This is a genomic window from Dendrosporobacter quercicolus (assembly GCF_900104455.1).
Lineage (GTDB): Bacteria > Bacillota > Negativicutes > DSM-1736 > Dendrosporobacteraceae > Dendrosporobacter > Dendrosporobacter quercicolus.
Map to the genome: position 1 here is coordinate 43,125 of NZ_FNHB01000014.1, position 18,868 is coordinate 61,992.

General features: G+C 46.0%; 16 protein-coding genes and 3 tRNA genes. 2 read left to right on the forward strand and 17 right to left on the reverse strand.

Features of this window, described 5'->3' with window-relative positions:
- Positions 1-43 precede the first annotated feature (43 nt).
- The 7 genes from BLR06_RS20135 to BLR06_RS17625 form a co-directional block, all read right to left on the reverse strand.
- Positions 44-637 (reverse strand): (Fe-S)-binding protein, encoded by a 594-nt coding sequence (locus BLR06_RS20135; protein WP_245698220.1) that lies wholly within the window; start codon positions 635-637, stop codon positions 44-46.
- A gap of 45 nt (positions 638-682) precedes the next feature.
- A complete protein-coding gene (locus BLR06_RS20140) occupies positions 683-1,081 on the reverse strand; it encodes a hypothetical protein (protein ID WP_245698221.1) in 399 nt (132 codons plus the stop codon).
- Positions 1,082-1,395: 314 nt separating this feature from the next.
- Positions 1,396-2,055: an alpha/beta fold hydrolase gene (locus tag BLR06_RS17605; protein ID WP_217636935.1), complete on the reverse strand. Its 660-nt coding sequence runs from the start codon at positions 2,053-2,055 to the stop codon at positions 1,396-1,398.
- Positions 2,056-2,176: 121 nt separating this feature from the next.
- Positions 2,177-2,521 (reverse strand): DUF4870 domain-containing protein, encoded by a 345-nt coding sequence (locus BLR06_RS17610; protein ID WP_092074904.1) that lies wholly within the window; start codon positions 2,519-2,521, stop codon positions 2,177-2,179.
- Positions 2,522-2,844: 323 nt separating this feature from the next.
- The gene (locus BLR06_RS17615; RefSeq protein ID WP_092074905.1) at positions 2,845-3,351 is read right to left on the reverse strand and encodes a nitroreductase family protein; all 507 of its coding nucleotides are present in this window, start codon (positions 3,349-3,351) and stop codon (positions 2,845-2,847) included.
- Positions 3,352-3,887: 536 nt separating this feature from the next.
- Entirely contained in the window at positions 3,888-5,141 is a 1,254-nt protein-coding gene (gene dcuC / locus BLR06_RS17620; protein WP_092074906.1) for a C4-dicarboxylate transporter DcuC, read from the reverse strand.
- A 270-nt stretch (positions 5,142-5,411) separates the two neighbouring features.
- Entirely contained in the window at positions 5,412-6,527 is a 1,116-nt protein-coding gene (locus BLR06_RS17625) for a mandelate racemase/muconate lactonizing enzyme family protein (RefSeq protein ID WP_092074907.1), read from the reverse strand.
- A gap of 141 nt (positions 6,528-6,668) precedes the next feature.
- On the opposite strand from BLR06_RS17625, the gene BLR06_RS17630 reads away from it, so the two are divergent.
- The gene (locus BLR06_RS17630; RefSeq protein WP_092074908.1) at positions 6,669-7,586 is read left to right on the forward strand and encodes a LysR family transcriptional regulator; all 918 of its coding nucleotides are present in this window, start codon (positions 6,669-6,671) and stop codon (positions 7,584-7,586) included.
- A gap of 115 nt (positions 7,587-7,701) precedes the next feature.
- Here BLR06_RS17630 and BLR06_RS17635 read toward each other — a convergent pair.
- The 9 genes from BLR06_RS17635 to BLR06_RS17675 form a co-directional block, all read right to left on the reverse strand.
- Positions 7,702-7,785: transfer RNA gene (locus BLR06_RS17635), tRNA-Leu, on the reverse strand.
- A gap of 31 nt (positions 7,786-7,816) precedes the next feature.
- Positions 7,817-7,902, reverse strand: a tRNA-Leu gene (locus tag BLR06_RS17640).
- Positions 7,903-7,969: 67 nt separating this feature from the next.
- On the reverse strand, positions 7,970-9,601 hold the full coding sequence (locus BLR06_RS17645; RefSeq protein ID WP_245698222.1) for a peptide ABC transporter substrate-binding protein: 1,632 nt from the start codon (positions 9,599-9,601) through the stop codon (positions 7,970-7,972).
- Between the two features lie 11 nt (positions 9,602-9,612).
- Positions 9,613-10,182 carry a lytic transglycosylase domain-containing protein gene (locus BLR06_RS17650; protein ID WP_092074909.1) on the reverse strand — a complete coding sequence of 190 codons (570 nt, stop codon included), beginning with the start codon at positions 10,180-10,182 and terminating at the stop codon, positions 9,613-9,615.
- Positions 10,183-10,254: 72 nt separating this feature from the next.
- A complete protein-coding gene (gene coaE, locus BLR06_RS17655) occupies positions 10,255-10,863 on the reverse strand; it encodes a dephospho-CoA kinase (protein WP_092074910.1) in 609 nt (202 codons plus the stop codon).
- A 13-nt stretch (positions 10,864-10,876) separates the two neighbouring features.
- Entirely contained in the window at positions 10,877-11,701 is an 825-nt protein-coding gene (gene mutM / locus BLR06_RS17660) for a DNA-formamidopyrimidine glycosylase (RefSeq protein WP_092074911.1), read from the reverse strand.
- Positions 11,702-11,714: 13 nt separating this feature from the next.
- Positions 11,715-14,339, reverse strand: a complete 2,625-nt coding sequence (gene polA, locus BLR06_RS17665; protein WP_092074912.1) for a DNA polymerase I — start codon at positions 14,337-14,339, stop codon at positions 11,715-11,717.
- Positions 14,340-14,499: 160 nt separating this feature from the next.
- Positions 14,500-15,714, reverse strand: coding sequence for a L,D-transpeptidase (locus tag BLR06_RS17670; protein WP_245698223.1), 1,215 nt, complete (start codon positions 15,712-15,714; stop codon positions 14,500-14,502).
- A gap of 78 nt (positions 15,715-15,792) precedes the next feature.
- Positions 15,793-16,929: a two-component system sensor histidine kinase NtrB gene (locus BLR06_RS17675; protein WP_092074913.1), complete on the reverse strand. Its 1,137-nt coding sequence runs from the start codon at positions 16,927-16,929 to the stop codon at positions 15,793-15,795.
- 514 nt (positions 16,930-17,443) lie between these two features.
- Here BLR06_RS17675 and BLR06_RS17680 point away from each other — a divergent pair.
- A tRNA-Leu gene (locus BLR06_RS17680) sits at positions 17,444-17,531 on the forward strand.
- Between the two features lie 457 nt (positions 17,532-17,988).
- Here BLR06_RS17680 and nudC read toward each other — a convergent pair.
- The gene (gene nudC / locus BLR06_RS17685) at positions 17,989-18,813 is read right to left on the reverse strand and encodes an NAD(+) diphosphatase (RefSeq protein WP_092074914.1); all 825 of its coding nucleotides are present in this window, start codon (positions 18,811-18,813) and stop codon (positions 17,989-17,991) included.
- Between the last annotated feature and the right edge of the window lie 55 nt (positions 18,814-18,868).

Sequence of the window (18,868 nt, forward strand, 5' to 3'; positions counted from 1 at the left end):
CATGGCCATGTAGCGTCGTAAGTCGATGAGCTTCTGCACATGCTCATTGGATACAGGGCAGGCCTCTCACAGGCGCGACAGGCGTACAGGACCAGATAAACTGCTCGGAAAACACATCGTCAAGAATCGCCTGCTCAGCTTCCGTAAATTCAGGCTTTTTGTCGCCCGCAGCTTTGATTTTGTCCAGCAGCGGCGCTTTCTCTTCGATATGGGCTCTGAGTTCAACATGCAATGCCCGGGGATCCAGCGGCTTACCTGTCTGGAGAGCCGGACATCGTTCCGAGCAACGGCCGCATTGCACGCAGGTATAGGTATCGAACAACTGTTTCCAGGTGAATTCCTCTATTTTGTTCGCGCCAATGATTTTGATCGTCTCATCTTCGAATTCGAAGTCTACCTTCGTCAGGGAGCCTTTAGGCCGTAACGTATGCCAAATGGCATTGGCCGGCGCAAACGCCAGATGCAGATGTTTGGAACTCGGAATAAGCACGCTCATCGTGCCCATTGGCAGAAAATGCAGCCACCAAGCTCCTGTTGCAATCCGTTCAAGGGTTTCCGGCGTATTTCCGGCCAGCAGTCCTGACACAAAATTAGAAAAACGCAGCGCTTCGAATGCCGGCGTTTTCGCCCAGCGCAAAACTGGCGCCGTTATACAAAAGATCACCGGTAACGATAAGACTAATTAAAACACAATAACAAAAGCTTCAACAGTATTATTGATTCGGTCCGGTTTCAGCACCGTACGGCGGAGTACCGCTACGATAACACCAGTGTACACCAGCAGCAAAAATAGTTCCTTCAGCCCGATAAACGGCACCGGTACGCCGAACAGTCCCTCCACCGCCAGGTTCAATGCCCCAAAACCGAGTACGATAAACCCCACATGATCAACACATGGGCAAAGCCGGTGATCCTGTATTACCTTGTCCTGAGCCACGACATTTGTCAGAAAATACTTCAGCCGGTCATATCTGCTCTCCGGTCTTCCATGCAGAGTATTTTTAAATCTGCGAAAGATCATGTACGCCATCAAACCAAAGGTAATCCCCATCCAGGCTAAATAGACCAAGATCTTTACCACAATCGACCACTCCCACTTTCAATGCTTTACAAAGTACAGACTGTACAACTGCCTTCTATACGTCTGTTGTTAACTTCCCTTACTCAAATTTACTATACTTTCTAACTTATAACAATTTAGTGTTTATGAAAGATATTGCTATTGTAAACAATGATTAAACAATAGATTTTTTCTTTAGCATTACTAATGAATTGCTTTATGCGAAGATCATCTTTTGGGCCAGTTTCGCAGGACGCTGCGATTAAAATGCAAAAAAGCCGGGCGCTTAAGCGCCTGGCTTTTTATGTGTTTCGTTCGGTTCTACCGAAAACCGGCTATTTGAAAAAACGAATGAAATCCGGGTACAGGATATCCTGATTTACAATATAGCTGTCATGTTCATGGCCTGCCATTATTTTCAGTTCTGCATGGGGAAGCGCCTTTGCAACTTCTTCAAACATCGCAGGCTTAAAAATATCATTTTCCGCAGCAATGACCAGGGAAGGAACCAAAACGTTCCGGAGGCTGTCCAGTTCTATATTGGGCTGCTCAAGCATCAGCTTAAATAAGGGGTTCTTCGTTTCCTCATAGGTTTGCTTGACATACTGGTAGCTTTCTTCAGTAAAGTCTCCGGGTTTCAAATTAACACCCAGCAAAGCCATTTTTTCGAGTACGGCCGGGTAATTGATTGCGACAATCAGGCTGACGATAGCGCCGTCGCTAAACCCAATCATATTGACTTTATGCAAATGCAGCGCCTGGATAAAAGCATAGAGGTCCTCAGCCATCGTCTGATAGGAATAGTCCTCTGTTTTTGTGCTTTGACCATGATTTCTGCTGTCAATTGCATAAACCGTAAAATGGTCTTTTAATTTGGCGGCTATCTTATCAAAAATATAGTGATCTTCCCCATTTCCATGCAGCAGAATCATTGGAGCGCCGACGCCAAAGCATTCGTAAAATAACGAAATGCCATTCACTCTGATTTCCATCATGATCCCCTTTCCAACTTCTGAAGGCTATTTTCTTTTCATGTTCACGCACAAACCAGCTTAACTTGCATCGGCGTAAAACATCCTCGAAAGAAGCCCAACAGACCGATGCAGCGGACTTTTTTCATAATTTTTCAACCAGTCCCTGTATGAAAGGATAATGGTAATAATCTCCGTTTAAGGCTTTCAGCGCCGCTAAAATGGAAGTGAAGAAAATAACGGTGCTGAGCAGAGCTAGCACGGGGATTAACAGCAATCCAATGAACAGTAAGGATAAAAAACCAACCACTGCACCGGCAACCAGCAGGGACAGTTGAGCGACAAGAGCCTGTTTGGCGTGGTCGGCAATAAATGGATCATCCTTCTTAATAAAAAAAATGACAAGCGGGGCAACCACAAAACCAACTCCTCCCAGAAGATACGCCAAGTGCGCTGCAATTGCCAACAGCTTTTGTTGCTCTGTGATCATGTCCGCACCTCCTTAAACAGCTTTTGGGGGACATTTTTGCAGGATATTTACCGGCCAAGCAAATCGGATTCGCAACGCCTCTACCGGCCTTCACAATGACTTTTTTATGGATATCACGTTCAGCATCATAGGCCTCGGACATTTGAGATCAGCCAGGTTGTCCAGTCATCCGCGGTCGCTATTATCCAGCGCTGGCCGGAAGCTTGGAAAAATTAGCCGTTGTCATTAAAATTTCTTTATTAAGATGACTCGCCCTTGCTTGTTAGCGCCGAATACTTCAGAAACAGCGTTCGCCTTGTATCTTGAGGCGCAATTGCATAGAACTAATATGTCTCATAATGAATTCTGGCTTTATCAAACCGATCTTCAAACTTATTCGCAGAGGAATAACCGACGGCCAGCATGGCAAATGCCTCGACGCTTTCGGGCAGCTTAAAAAAATCCTTCATGAAAGACATTCGGTCTTCTTCCGGCGCAATTCCTAACCATACCGCACCCAAACCAAGCTCCACCGCCGCAAGTAAAATATTTTCCGTCGCCGCCGCCAAATCTTGCTGCCAATACTGCTTGAATGTTAAATACTTTTCATTGGATAATACAATAATGCCAAGTGTTGCATTTTTTATCGGACCGGCGTAACTATGGGCCTTCGATAACTTTTGCAGGCTTTCTTTGTCCTCAACCACAATAAACTCCCACGGCTGTTGATTGGCGGCCGAAGGAGCCTGCATCCCTGCTTTTAACAGCTTTTCAATTTTTTCTTTTTCCACCGGCCGAGTTTCAAAATTCCGGATACTCCGCCTTTTCTGGATTCCTTCATATATGTTCATAACAATGCGCCCCCTGTTCTCTGCAATACTAAACTCCGGGTTCCTGCGCGATCTTTTCCGCTCAGCCGCCTTGTCGTGGCCTTATCTATGTCTGATAGGCACAGCTTTGGGACCATCTGAGCAAAAACCCGCGCAATGGATCCTATAATTTTAGAATGGTAGTTAACTATTCCACCGAATCCCAAAGATGCCGGCAGCAAAATGCCCCGGATATTACAATTCGCGCTGTAACTTCAGCTTATTTCAATTTAAAACAATTGTCAATATCGTGTCCGCGCATATACGGGAATGAAGATACTCAACAATGCAAAAAATAAAAATTATGCCGTTGCGGCCAACAAACAGGGGCGGAAAAAGATGCGTTGTCTAATCTTAATTCACAATTTTGCCAAGACACTAGCTATACGGCGCATGCTCTGCCCGGCATGGAAATAAAATGTAGACCACCGGCCCTAACGTATTGAAAGCAAAACGCCTTCAGGGGTTTCCCTCAAGGCGTTCGTAATATCGTAAATTTTCGAGCATGCCTGTTTGATTTACATCAATGTAAACAGGACGATAAATGTCGCTACAATCGTCGGAATCATATTGCGCTTGGTAATTTCCATCGGATTAATTCCCGCTATTTTTGCTAGAATAATTGCCGATGGGGCTACCGGCGACATTGTGCGCCCCAAGCCGCCTCCAATCTGAACCATAGAACCCATTTCAATAATACCATATCCGAAAGTAGCTGCGTGCGGAGTTACCGCCCCGTTAAAAGCAAGCGCCGCTGCATTTCCTGTCCCTGATATTGCCGCAATAATAAACGGACCGAATGCCGCCGTGAATTTTGCGATCTGCTGCGAGCCTTTCATCATATCCAGCAACGCATCAGTCAGGCCAATGACCTGCATCCCCTGAATAAACATTGCGGCTGCTGCGATAATGCCGACGACATCGCAAAATCCATCGCCTACCCCGCGAAAAAACTGTTTTGTCATGTCGCCAAAATGCTTTCTGGTAACGACAAACCCCAAGGCGGTTCCCAAAAGCATTGCCTGCGGCACTGTAAATTCCGGAATCAATTGCACTTGCTTACTGCCTAAAACCAAAAGAACAATAGGAAGGACGGGGATGAGGGCGAATAAATAATTGATCTTAATGCTTGCAGACTCCACAATCTCATCGCCTAAACGCTGGCTTCCCACGCCTTCTTTCTTAATGTGGGCAATCACCATTAAAATCAATGCCGCAGCCAGAGCGGCTAATAATACCTGTTTGGAAAAGGTGGCAATAACGGTCATTACATCTACTCCTGCCATTTCGGCCACCTGGGGATTAAACATCAATCCCGGGCTCATGACACTGCCCCACGTCCCCAAAAAAACAGCGCTGGCCGCCATTGCCGGACGAACACCGACGGCCAGCAGCGTAGGAATTAAAAGTGTACCTACAGCCGCTGCCACGCCTGCCGCGCTTGGTATCGCAATATTTAAGAAAAATGTGACCAAAACGCTTCCGGGAATAATGATTAAAGGAACTTTCTTTAACAAGTTCGTCAAAAAAGCAACCAAGTGCTTGCTACAACCTGTATAGTCCATCACATAGCTAAATCCCATAACGATACAAATTGTGGGCACCAAGCCGGAATTGGTAAACTCTTTGACAAAGGCATTGACAGAACTGACGATATTTCCGCCGAGCGCTGCCATAATTACGCCGGAAAGAATTAATACTAATCTTGTTTCATAGTTTTTAATAATAAAGTAAAATGTGGCAAAAACAATGGCAATACCAATCCATACCATGATTAATCCTCCTGACTGTTGTTATGCAACAAACGCATAGTAGATGAGAGAATGACTACCACAGGGTTATGACAATACGGGCAAATTAAGCGATAGCCGTTAAAAGATTTAGTTTTGCCGAAACTCAGATCGGTCCTTCGTACCCACCGGCATGCTGCCGGTGCAAAAAAAGGGCCACCAAGTCAGACACAGGTCGTCGTAAGGTGGCTTTGACACCAATAAATCAACCTGGCGGTAGATCCCCTGGTTCATTTAAATACAAATGATGAATTATTTTATGTCGCATTGTTCGAAGTCCCAGGGCCAATCACAATAGGGGGCTGTTTCTTCAATATCATCACGCAGTTCAACGCCAAGCCCTGGTCCTTCCGGTACAGACAGATAGCCATTTTCAATTTTAAATGGTGTTGTTATTTCTTTTTGAATTCTAGCCCACTCGCTGGTAATAGGGCACATTTCCATTACCTCAAAATTAGGTATTGCTGCTGCCAGATGTAAGCTGCCGGCAAGATTAATACTGCCTGTAGCAATGTGTGGAATAACATTTACATAGTGACTTTCCGCAATCGCCGCTGCTTTTTTACAACCGGTAATTCCACCCATAACACAAATATCCGGCCGTATAAAGCTAACGCTATCGTCCCGCAGCAGCATATCTACATCCTGAATGCAGAAACTGCGCTCGCCAGCACTGATTGGAGTCTTGGTTTTACGAGTTACTTCTTTCAGTGACAAATAATTTTCATAATTAATAGGATCTTCAAAGAAAAGAAGGTTGCAATCCTCTACCATTTTTAACAGAGTAACGCTTTCATGCGGCTGTAATGCTCGATGGATTTCACAGCCAAGATCCATATCCAGTCCAACCGCTTCACGCACTGCATGAATCATATCGCTCATCGCCTTCATCTGACGTGCATAAGTGCCGGTTGCCTCTTTAATATTGGTTGGATTTAATCGAATGCAAGTATATCCTTCTGCTTGTAATTTTTTAGCAGATTCCACACTCTCCTGAATTGTTTTACCATCTACAACGCCCCATAAACGAATTTTTTTGCGAACAGCGCCGCCCAACAGCTGATAAATAGGGGCATTATAATATTTCCCTTTAATATCCCACAAAGCAATATCTATGGCGGAAATCGCGCTGCCAACAACTGTACCGCCAAATTTAAATCGCTTGTACAGCTCGCTCCCAATGTATTCTATCCGTAACGGATCCTGTCCGATTAATGGTTTTTCCATGCGGGCAATAGCACCAGCCACAGCTTCACGAAAACCCCAGTTTCCACCTTCGCCTACGCCAATAATCCCCTCGTCAGTGTATACTTTTACAAATAAACGACGTGAGCCTGTCAAAATAGATTCCACTTTTGTGATTTTCATTTTTACCCTCTCCTTGTAATGTTGTTGTAATGTATTTCTATCTATTCCGATTATTGCACTATTCAAATAATAATTCAAATAGTATATTATATATGATAATATAGGTTTAACATTATACTTTATGTTACGAGGAGAGTTATTATGGAATTTCGCGATATTCAATATGTGTTAAAGGTCGCCGAAGAAAGAAGTATCTCCAATGCCGCGCAAAAACTCTTTATCACTCAGCCATCTTTAAGCCAGTCCATCGCGCGCATTGAAGAATCCCTGGATGTACGCCTGTTTGACCGCAGCAAAAAACCTTTACTTCTTACGTTTGCCGGAAGGCAGTTTGTTAAAACAGCTTACCAAATTTTAAATTATGAAAAACAGCTCCATAAACAAATGAAAGACATTGCGAATTTAAAAAATGAACATATCACTGTTGGGGTTTCGCAATTCCGGGGTAAATATTTTTTCCCTAAGGTACTTCCGGTTTTCTATGAGAAATATCCCGGTATTACAGTATCCATTTATGAAGACCATGCATCAGGACTTGAAAATGCCATACTTACCGGAGATATCGATTTTAGTGTTGAAGTTCTGCCGGTAAAAAACAACGAGTTATCCTATACTTTTATTAATAAAGAAAAACATTTAATCGTAGTGTCCCCTGCCCACCCGCTTAACAATAAACTACGGGCTGAAAGTTCCACTGCCTCATATCCCCCAATCGATCTATGCGAGCTGCAAAATGAAACTTTTATTTATCTCCTGCCGGATTCTCAATCCAGAATTCAAATTACCAATTTCTTCAAACAAGAAAACTTTACACCAAAGACGATCCTTGAGGTCAAAAACATGGAAACTGCGCATGCCTTAGCAGTATCCGGCATAGGCGTTGCTTTTGTATCGGAAGTTATCATTCCTTATTGCAATCCTGAGTTTCGTGGAAAGTACTATATATTAAAGGACTGTGTACCAAACCAATTAAATTTTGGGCTTGTTTATAGAAAGAATGCTTATCTTTCAAAGGCTGTACTGGCCTTTTTTGCGGTAGTAAAGGATATCTTTGGGTAACTCGACTTTAGCCAGTCGTTTTCTCATTTAAGCACACGCCTAGCGTGTGCTTTTGCTTACACAACAAAAAAACGCCTTCAGGTTTCCCTTAAGGCGTTCAAAATACCGTATGTTTTGGTGCGGTTGGTGGGATTTGAACCCACACGGGTCTCCCCGCCACCCCCTCAAGATGGTGTGTCTGCCGTTCCACCACAACCGCATAATACATTATACGCAGTTACTGTGTTTTATGGTGCGGTCGAGTGGATTTGAACCACCACGAGGTTGCCCCCACTAGCTCCTGAGGCTAGCGCGTCTGCCGTTCCGCCACGACCGCATGTTTAACACTTTTAATGACTTAATTAGATTAACATATTACCGAAAAGGTGTCAAGCCCTAAATAACTAATTTGCCGAAAATCCAATTTCCCAGGCATTCCAGAAATTACCGGCCGGTGTAGGATTAGGCTTGTAGTTGACCACTTTATTTTTTACCACATCAATGTTCGCCCGGAAATACAACGGCACTACCGGATACTCCTGCAGCAATATTTCCTGCAGCCGAAAATAAACCATTTTACGAGTGCGCAAATCCACAGTACGCAATCCCTGCTCAGTTAGCTGATCGACTTCGGCATTGCGCCAGCCGGGATAATTCTTGCCTTTATAACCATTGTACTGGGAAGGAATTTGTTGTGAATTCCACAAGCTTTTATTGTCAGGATCCACGCCCGCCACCCAGGCATAAAGAGCTGTTTCAAAGCGCCGGCGCGGCAAGGTTTCACTAAAAAACAGAGCAGGATCAACCAGCTGTACCGCTACCTCAATACCAACCTCTCTGAGCTGGCCGGCAATGGCTTGGGCAACCCCTTCCCGGATCTTGTTGCCGCCAGTGGTAGCCAAAGAGAAGGTCAGCCTGCGGCCTTCTTTAATAAAAACACCGTCAGCCCCCTGCCGCCAGCCGGCTTGCACCAGTAAAGACCGGGCTTCGTCCACATTCCGCCCGGCGGCGGTAAGCGCCGGGTTGTACGCCCAGGACAGCGGCGATTGATCACCAACAGCCGGGCTGGCCACATGATTCAACACATTGGCAACCAAAGCCTGACGGTCAATACCGAGAGCAATCGCCTGGCGGATCCGCACATCCTGAAACAAACTGTTATCCAGATTAAAATCAAGATGTTCCCAAATCATATTGGGTGAAATCACCGTATGATAGCCGGCGATTGCCTTTACCTGATCCACCTGATTCCAACTTATATTACCAGCCAGATCAAGCGCGCCGTTTTTTACTTGCGTCAGCATGATGTTGGCATCCGGCAGAAATTTGTAGACAACGGTGTCTAACTTCGGCTTTCCCTTATAATAATCCGGATTGGCGGTAAGCTCTATGGCGTCAGCGATCCGCCAATCCGCAAATTTGAACGGCCCGGTACCAACCGGCGAGCGATTGAACGGACTCTTGTTAATATCCGCTCCCTGGAGCAAATGCTTAGGCAGAATAGTCGAAAATAACGTTAAGAAAGGGGCATAGTACTCCTTGAATTTTACTCTTACCGTATATTGGTCAGGTAGTTCAATTGAACTGATCTTATCATAACCGTCCCGCAACACGATATTGTTTCTGGGATTCATGATCGCCTGCCAGGTAAACTGAACATCCTCGGCGGTAAACGGAGCGCCGTCATGCCAGGTAATACCTGAACGAAGCTGATAAGTAACGGTAAGACCGTCTGCACTGATCCCGCCATTCCCGGCCGTCGGCACTTCCTTGGCCAAATCAGCGATCCATTCACCTTTATTATCGGTGATGACCAGGCCGCTAAAAACCAGCCGGCCCACCTCGGCGGAGGCCAGCATTTCCGACAACAACGGGTTTAAGGTATCCGGCTCCTGCAAACTGCCGTAATTCAACTGCCCGCCTGGCTGAATCCGCACTTGCTCATTTTTTTTGACTTCATTTTGCTGTTCACGGCCGCAGCCGGCAATCAGCAGCATAATGCCCACAATGATCCATAAATAATGTTTATATTTCACAAATCTATACCTCACCTGCCGTATAAATCCTGATAGCGTTGCTTGTCATGCAAAACCCGCCCCACATATTCTCTGGTCTCCTTGAACGGTATTTGATGAAACGCCTGAAAATCCATGGACCAGCCATAACGCTGCATCCACTGTTTTACATTACCCCGGCCGCCATTATAAGCGGCCAGCATCAAAACTTCGTTGCCTTGAAATTCCTTATGTAGTGAAGCCAGATACCAGGTGCCAAATTGAATATTGACTTCGGGATTTTGCAAATCCTCCAGTTCAAACCCGGGAAAATTCATCTGCTCTGCAATCCATTCCGCCGTTTCCGGCATCAATTGCATTAAGCCAATGGCGCCTTTGGGCGAACGGGCCTGCGGAACAAATTTGCTCTCAACCCGGATGACGCCGGCCACCAGCAGCGGATCAAGCTCATTTTCCAGAGCATACTGATACACCAAATCCTGATAGGGGTACGGATAGACATACCTTTTTTGAAACCAGTCACTGTTGAAGCCGGCATAAGCAGCAAAAACGATCAGCAAAGCACCAAGGACCAGGATTCTCATCCAGGCTAAAATACGCAAAATAAATCACTCCGCTTTTTTTACTCTAACAAAAGCTATGTACCGGCAGGCAAAAAAATGCGAAATTAGACTCTATTGCAGAGCCGCCCGCTTCACCGCTTGTTTCCAGGCGGCAAGCACCTGACTTCGTGTATATTGAAGCTCACGGCTATTGTCAATGACCACATCGGCAAGCCCGGCCTTTGCGGCCAGATCCATCTGCGCCGCGATTCTGGCCCTGGCCTGGGCTGGCGACAATCCGTTCCTGTTCAACAGGCGCTGCAGCTGCGTATCGCGTTCAACATAAACAACCCAGACTTCATTCGCGAGCTGCTGCCAGCCAACCTCATACAGCAGAGGTACATCCACTACCGCAATTTTGCCGTCTTGCCGTGCATATTCGGTTAAATTCTCATCAATGCACTGTCTGACATGGGGATGCATAATCGCCTCCAGACGTTTGCGGGCAGGCTCGTCCTGAAAAATAATATTGCCCAGCTTCCGACGGTCAACCGTTCTGTCGGTACATAAAACAGCTTTACCGAACGTATTGACAATATCCGCCCAGGCCGGGCTGTGCGGCTTGACGACGTCATGAGCAATCTGATCGGCATCCAGGATAAAGGCGCCCGCTTCAAACAGTATTTTGCTCACCGTACTCTTACCGCTGGCTATACCGCCAGTGAGACCGATAACATACATCGCAGCCCGCTCCTTAGCGCTGGCAATGGGGACAAAAGTGCGTGCCCCTGCCGGCAACTTCTTTTTTGACAATTTGCGCCCCGCATTGGTAACAATGCAAATCCTTCCGGCCATAGACCCGCAAATGATTCTGGTGGCTGCCGCTTTTTCCGGCTCCATCGCGATAATCGCGAAAGGTCGTGCCCCCATGCGCAATTCCGTCAGCAATCACCTGGTTGATGGCGGAATAAAGCCTTTCAGCCTCAGCCCTGTTCAGACTGTTGGCCGTACGCTCAGGATGAAGGCCGGCAATGGCCAGGGCTTCGTCAACATAGATATTGCCTAACCCGGCCACAACCTTTTGATTGAGCAGCAGCGCTTTGATCTTTCCTTTACTTTTGTGCAAAATACCGGCAAGATATTCTTTGGTAAACTCCGGCGAAAGCGGCTCAGGCCCTAATGAAGCCAGCCCCGAAATACGCCACAATTCATCCGGGCGCATGGCGTACAGCGTTCCTAACGTGCGTGTATCGGCATACAATAAATGATCGCCGTTGGAAAGTTCAAATACAATCCGGGAAAATTGATCGGTTAAATCAGCGGTGCTCACATAATATAGACGCCCGGTCATTCTTAAGTGAATTACCACAATCATTTCATTATCCAAATACAGCAAAAGATATTTGCCGTGCCTGGCCAGCGTGATAATTGTTCTACCAGTAATCAAGGCCTTAAACTCATGGGCCGACGGCCACTTGATTAAACGCGGCAGCTTAATATCGACATTTTTTATCTGACAGCCGGTTATTTTATCGACAAGCGTCCGGCGGACGGTTTCAACTTCCGGTAATTCCGGCATAATTCTTCCTCCATTATTTGGCTCTAGCCCAGTTTTCTCCCAATTTCACATCAGCAACCAGCGGCACATCCAGCTTAACGGCATTTTCCATTGCCTGCTGCACTATTTGAGAAACTTCTGCAGTTTCTTCGTTACTAACTTCCAATACCAATTCATCATGAACTTGCAGTAAAAGACGGCTCTTTAGCTGCCTTTGCGTCAGCTCGCGATAAACATCAATCATCGCTTTCTTGATAACATCAGCCGCCGTTCCCTGAATTGGCGTATTCATTGCGGTACGTTCGGCAAAAGAGCGCTGATTGTAATTGCTGCTGTTGATTTCCGGCAAATAGCGCCGCCGGCCAAACAGTGTCGTTACATACCCATTTTCATGGGCCTCCTTGACTACCTGGTCAATAAAAGCCTTTACACCGCGGCATTTATCGAAATAACTTTCAATATATTGCGCCGCTTCCTTGCGGGTAACGCCCAAATCCCGGGACAGGCCATAGTCGCTGATGCCATATACAATGCCAAAGTTTACAGCCTTGGCACGCCGGCGCATTTCAGCCGTCACTTCATTCATATGTACGCCAAATACTTCGGCTGCGGTTCTGGTGTGAACATCCTGATTGGCGCGAAAAGCATCCATCAGGTTGGCGTCACCTGACATATGAGCCAATACTCTAAGCTCAATCTGTGAATAGTCGGCCGACATCAGATAATGATAACCGTCGCCCGGAATAAAGAGTTCCCGGATGCGTTTGCCGGCCTCCGAACGGATAGGAATATTTTGCAGGTTAGGATCGGAACTGCTCAGTCGGCCGGTAGCGGTCACCAGTTGGTTGAAAGAAGTGTAAATGCGCTTGGTTGTTGCATTGACCAGCCCTTGCATTCCATCCAGATAGGTTGACTTCAGTTTGGTCAGCAGCCTGTACTCAAGCAATTGATCAATCAGCGGATGCTGGCCGGCCAATTTTTCCAGAACTTCGGCATCTGTGGAATAGCCGGTTTTCGTCTTTTTGATGACAGGCAGTTTCAGTTTGTCAAACAAGATTTGCCCAAGCTGCTTGGTCGAATTGACATTGAACTCCTCGCCGGCCAATTGATAAATTTCGCTGAGAAGTCCGTCAACTTTACCGGCAATCTCTGCTGACATCACCGCCAAATGCCCGCTGTCAATCGCAATACCGTCCGTCTCCATGGCGGTCAGCACACTAACCAGCGGCAATTCAATTTCATAGTATAACTTAACCAGCTCCAGCTCCTTCAGCTTACGCTCAAGCACCGGATACAGCGGCTGAATCACCTGCACCGCCCAGGCGGCGTAACCCTGGTCAATCGTAGGTTTGCCGGCTTGTCCGCTAGACAAACCCAAATACTTTTCTCTAAGCCCGGCAAGAGGATATTCACTTGCCGTAGGGTCAATCAAATATGCAGCCAAAGCCGTATCAAAGGCCGGACCGGCAAAACTCACTTTTTCCTGCCGGCAGGCGGCATAAACGCTCTTTACTTCGTGGGTTACTTTGCCAATACGGTCATCCGCGAGTAACGCCAGCATTTCATCCCAGGCCTCAGTCCCGGCCGGTATATATACCGGCTGATCTTCCGCCGCCATCACCGCTAGGCCCGCAAATACCAGACTGGGAATGCGCCCGGTAATGACCGGGAAAAAAAACATGGCTTTCTGCTGACGAATTGCTGCGGCGACAGCCAACGCCGCACTGCGATCACAGACAGTCGGCGCCTCACGGCTGACGTCTTCGACCTCCGGACTGCTGCTGCTATTCCCAGGAAATAAAACGTCCATCCGGGCCAGCAAACTTTTAAATTCAAACCGGGTAAACAAAGCCCTGATATTTTCACAATCAGGCTCCATTTTATAACTATCCGGGTTGAAGTCCATTGGCATATCAGTGATAATGGTGGCCAATTGCTTGGAAACAACAGCCAATTCCACATTGTTGCGTAGATTCTCCTGGAGTTTCTTGCCAGGCACCTGATCAATATTCCTTAATAAATTTTCTACAGTGCCAAATTCGCTAATCAGTTTAAGCGCAGTTTTCTCGCCAATTCCCGGCACTCCCGGAATATTATCCGATGTATCGCCCATCAGCCCTTTTAAATCAATAAGCTGCGCCGCTTCCACACCATATTTGGCTTTGAAAATCCCGGTGTCAAACATCTCCATATCAGAAATGCCCTTACGGGTTAACATCACCTGTACCGCAGGTTGCAGCAATTGCAAAGCATCCCGGTCCCCGGTCACAATGATTACCGCAAAACCAGCCGCAACAGCCTTGGCGGTTAGTGTACCGATGATATCATCGCCTTCATAACCAGCTTCCTCCATTACCGTTATCCCAAAAGCCGCCAGCAATTGCTGCACCAGCGGAAACTGTTCGGATAACTCGGCCGGCGTAGCTTTCCGGTGAGCCTTATATTGTCCGTAAACCTCATTGCGAAAGGTAACCCGGCCTTTATCAAAAGCCACTGCAATTGCATCCGGTTTATAGTCAGCCAAAAGCTTTACCAGCATCGTTGCAAAACCATACACTGCATTTGTGTGCTGGCCACTGGCGGTAGTTAACAACGGCAAGGCATAAAACGCTCTATGAATAAGACTGCTTCCATCAATAATCATCATTTTCTGCTTCATGAGGGGCCTTCACCTCTAATTTAATTAATCCATAACCTTTATATTATTAGCTAATGATGATAAAAAACCTCTCTATTTTTGACTTTTTCCAAATAAATACGCTAATCATAAAAAGCACCTGCGTAGAAACCCCTGCCATTTTCGCTGACAGGGGCTTCTTTCAACCGGGGAACGGATACGTTAATTCCAGTGTTTGGCGGCTTTCGTCCCAATAAACAAAGGTTTGAAAAAACTCGTTAATTTTAGTAATTTGGATATAAGGCTGATTGCCGATCATACCAATTGGTATAACCAGCTGATTGATCCGGAGGCGTTTCCTGATAGTATCCCAGCTATACTTAAGCCCCAAAGCATCCGCAAGCTGTTCGACCGGAATTGCCAGCACATTTCCCAATATCCTGATATCGTTCGTTAAGAATTTACCATTCAACATTACCTTGCCTTGATTTATTTCCAGATAATTCTCCTTTTCATTCCAAACCTTTTGACCGTTGTAAAGTTGATTCAGATGATCTAAAGTAACGTAAATCACATCACCCATCACCCGTCCCGGCACAGACTGCTGCGCCCCTTGAACGATGCCGGTCCGGGCATTCCAGACAACATTGCTGTGCCTGGCCGCCGCAACCGGCCATATCGGGATATACAAGGTGTCATCCACAATTACGCCGCGTTCGGATAAAAGCCTGCCATTCATTTTCAGTTGAAAAAAACGGGCAAATACCACTTGTTTATCCGGCTCTTCCTGTACCTGCCTTTGCAAAAACTGCTCACTTGCCATCCCCGCTAAACCAGAAGCAGCCAGCTTGCGATATACTTCGGCAAGATCGATTTCCCGGTAGCCATACACATCAGGATAAATGCCGATCGACGCCTGCCCCCGGTCATCAATCCTTATTTTAACACGGTCGTAGGTAATGTCCACCGGCGTGCCATATCGAATGATTTCGTATAGTTCCTCAGCGTCAGCTTCCTGCATGCGTATGCAGCCATTGGAAACGGTCAGGCCGACAGTCCACGGCGCATTCGTTCCATGGATGCCGTATAGAGGTAAAAACCCCATCCAGCGGTAACCAAGCGGGTTATCCGGTCCGGACTGCACAATAACCCCGCCCCCAGGCGGTATCCAGGCGGGATTCATCTCCTTCTCCGTGATTGTATAATTGCCCAGCGGCGTTGGCGTGACCGGCTTGCCAATCGCTACCGGGTACACTTTGACTAGTTGTTGGCCGGCATATAATTCCAACGTCCGGCTAGGCAGATTAATGACAACAGAGGGGGAACCGGGCAGTTGAAGCTGCTGCGCGCCAACCGGCGCCACGACTAGAATAAAAGCCAATAAGACCATGCAAAACAAGCCCTTTTGCACACACACAAGCATCCCTTCTTTTGCAAATTAATACGACATTAAGAAGATATGAAGGATGCTCAGTGCGTATGCAGCTTTTAAGGACTATTGCAGATTTAAAATTTGCTGGTGTACTACCGCGAGATGACGGACCTTATCGTCAAACAGCGGGATATATACGTGAACTTTGGTGCCGCCGTTATCATTAACGCTGATATTGATAAAGCCGCCATGTTCTGCTACGATACGGTGCGCCACCGGAAGCCCCAGACCCATCCGGTCCAGCTTGGTGGTATAAAACGGTTCAAAAATTCTGGGCAGCATTTCCGCCACTACTCCGGGTCCGGTATCATGAATCGCTATGACCAGCATGTTAATTTCGGCGTTGAGCCAGGACTTAACCGTTAAAACACCATCCTCCGGCATGGCTTCCATCGCGTTTTGCATAATATTGACCATTGCCTGCTGCAACAGGTTGCTGTCAGCACAGATGGTGGGCAAATCCTTGGCCAGTTGCTTTTGAATTGTAATCTTCTCACCGCCTAACTGTTTAAAAGTCAACAACAGCGCTTCTTCCAGCACTCTGTTAATATCGGCTCCCGGCTGTTTCTCCACCGCCGGTTTGGCGAACATGACCAATTCCTTTACCACACCGTTAATGTAAGACACTTCATCCAGCATGGTCTCTAAAATATCCCGCCTGACGGTATACTTGTCGTCTTCCAGACGATTAACCATCACTTGCAGGTAGCCGCTGATCGTAGTTAACGGCGTTCGCACATGATGGGCAACACCGGCGGCCAATTCGCCCAAGGACATCAGCATTTGTGTTGTCTGAATTTGTTTTATTGCCGCCCGGACGGCTGAAACATCCTGCATGATCACAATCATGCCGCTGACAGCCCCTGAAGAATCAAGCAGTTTCAGTGTATCCACATGCAGATAAACATACTGGTCTTTGATTTTCACTTTAAGATTGGTGGTATTGAGATCATCAAATTCACCAATGGAGAATATTTTAAGAAAATTTTCTCCGTAGCCGTCAAACACCACATTCGCCCGCTTCCCCAAAATTTTAGCGCGGTCGGTAGAACAAATCCGTTCAGCCTCACGATTAAGATTCTTAATGCGCATTGCCCCATCCAGATAAATAACGCCGGTCGTGGTAGCCTCAAAGTACTCTTTATATTCATCGTCCCGAAGACATACCACTTTGTTGCTTAACGCTGCTGTTGAATACATCTTACGTCACTCTCCATTTTGTTTAGTCCGGTTGGTGATTAGAAAACCCGGCTTACGCCGAGTTTGGAACTACACAAAAACTGTCATTTGTAATTATTCAGTGGTCGAAATATGCCTGATGTGTAATCGTATAAATAAAGTTCTTGTAAATAAATGTATTTCCTGCTAAAATAGTCTAATAACTTTTCGTAAAAAAACGACATAATAACCGCATTTATTCCTTTTAGGCGGCAAAAAATCGACAATATCACATTTTCTCTCTCGATTAACCGTGAATGCCAAAAGCTTCCCTGGCATGATTCAACAATAATTGCCGGTAAGTAAAATCAAATTTGCTGCTTAACTTATCTAAAATTACATTTTATTGAATAAATTACATATATTTACATTTAACGCAGTTTTTGTTTACTTAACGTAATATTGGCTGCAGTTTATCATAAACAGGCTTGACAACATTCTTTTAAATGTGATATTATATCAATTGTCCGGTTGCGGACAGTAATAAATCAGCAATGCCGAAGTGGCGGAATTGGCAGACGCACTTGACTCAAAATCAAGCGTGGTAGCCCCACGTGCCGGTTCGAGTCCGGCCTTCGGCACCAGTAAATTCAAGCCTTCCAGGATATATTCCTGGAAGGCTTTTTAATATTTTAGAGTTTTGACGCCAAAACCTATGAGAATATAAAAATAGCGAGTATAACCAGTATCAAACTGCAAAAAGAAATAGCGGCTTGCGCCGCTCCTGGTAGTTACTCCAAATTTCTTTACATAACACCTGTTTTTCATCGCAACATTTAGTTGGTTTACACTTCCAGACCGGAAGTATTATTGGAAATTCGCATGCTTATCTCCTCCCGCCAGCGTCCTCATTCATAGCATATAAACTGGAGGTAAGCTTGCTTGATTGATTTTCTGCACTTTGCGCATCAAAATAGCAACTACCTCCGTCTATAAACCCCATTGGATGCTTTTAATATTCCTCGCCAAGCTCCTATCTAAGTTAAAAACAAAAAGGCAAGGTTATATACCTAACCCTGCCCCTGTAATCATTCATTCAAACTAAGCTTGTTTGTTAGTTTCTATAAACGAACCAATTAACTGCCTGGCAATGCTGAAGGGAATAGGCTTTAGCTTAATGCCTGGGATATCATCAATTGCGTACCAGTCGGCATGGAGAAGCTCATTATGTTCTACGCTAAGATCACCACTGTCATATTCCGCGGTAAAGGCAATCATCAGGGAATGGGGAAACGGCCACGGCTGACTTCCAAAATAAGCGATGTTTTTTATTTCAATCCCCACCTCTTCCCGGACTTCCCTTTTCAGACACTCTTCCAGCGTTTCTCCTGATTCCACAAAGCCGGCGACAACAGTATAAAAATCAGTTTTTAGATTCTTTACTAAAAGAATCCTGTCACCCTTGGTGATTGATAATATTACAGCCGGAGATAAACGGGGAAAAGACAGATAGCCGCATTTCGGGCACAATTTAGCTCGTTCACCAGCTTTAGTCTCGGTAGATTTGCCGCATTTCCCGCAGAATTTATGGGTCTCATCCCATGTAACGATCTGTGTTGCACAACCTGCCACCCTGAACATCATTTCTTCTATGTGACCATATAACTCCATAAGACCTTGAAACTCCATTTTACCGGGCGCCAATTGGGCAGCAGGGTAGGTTGCCGTATAGCAGGCCTGTTCACCTATTTTGCCAATGTAATGCCGATTGGTAAGTTTGATCCTATGAAGATCAAGATCATCCGAAGCTGGAATCGCAAAACTCCCATCCTCCTTTTTTACCAATAACTTATTTTGCTGGAACAAAAACCAAAATGCCGGCCCATCCGTCTGCTCTGGCGGAACACATCCAGATTGAAAATTCATTATATTCGCCTCTTTTCTTTTTGATTCCCTTATTAATCAAAATCGCTATCGCTTA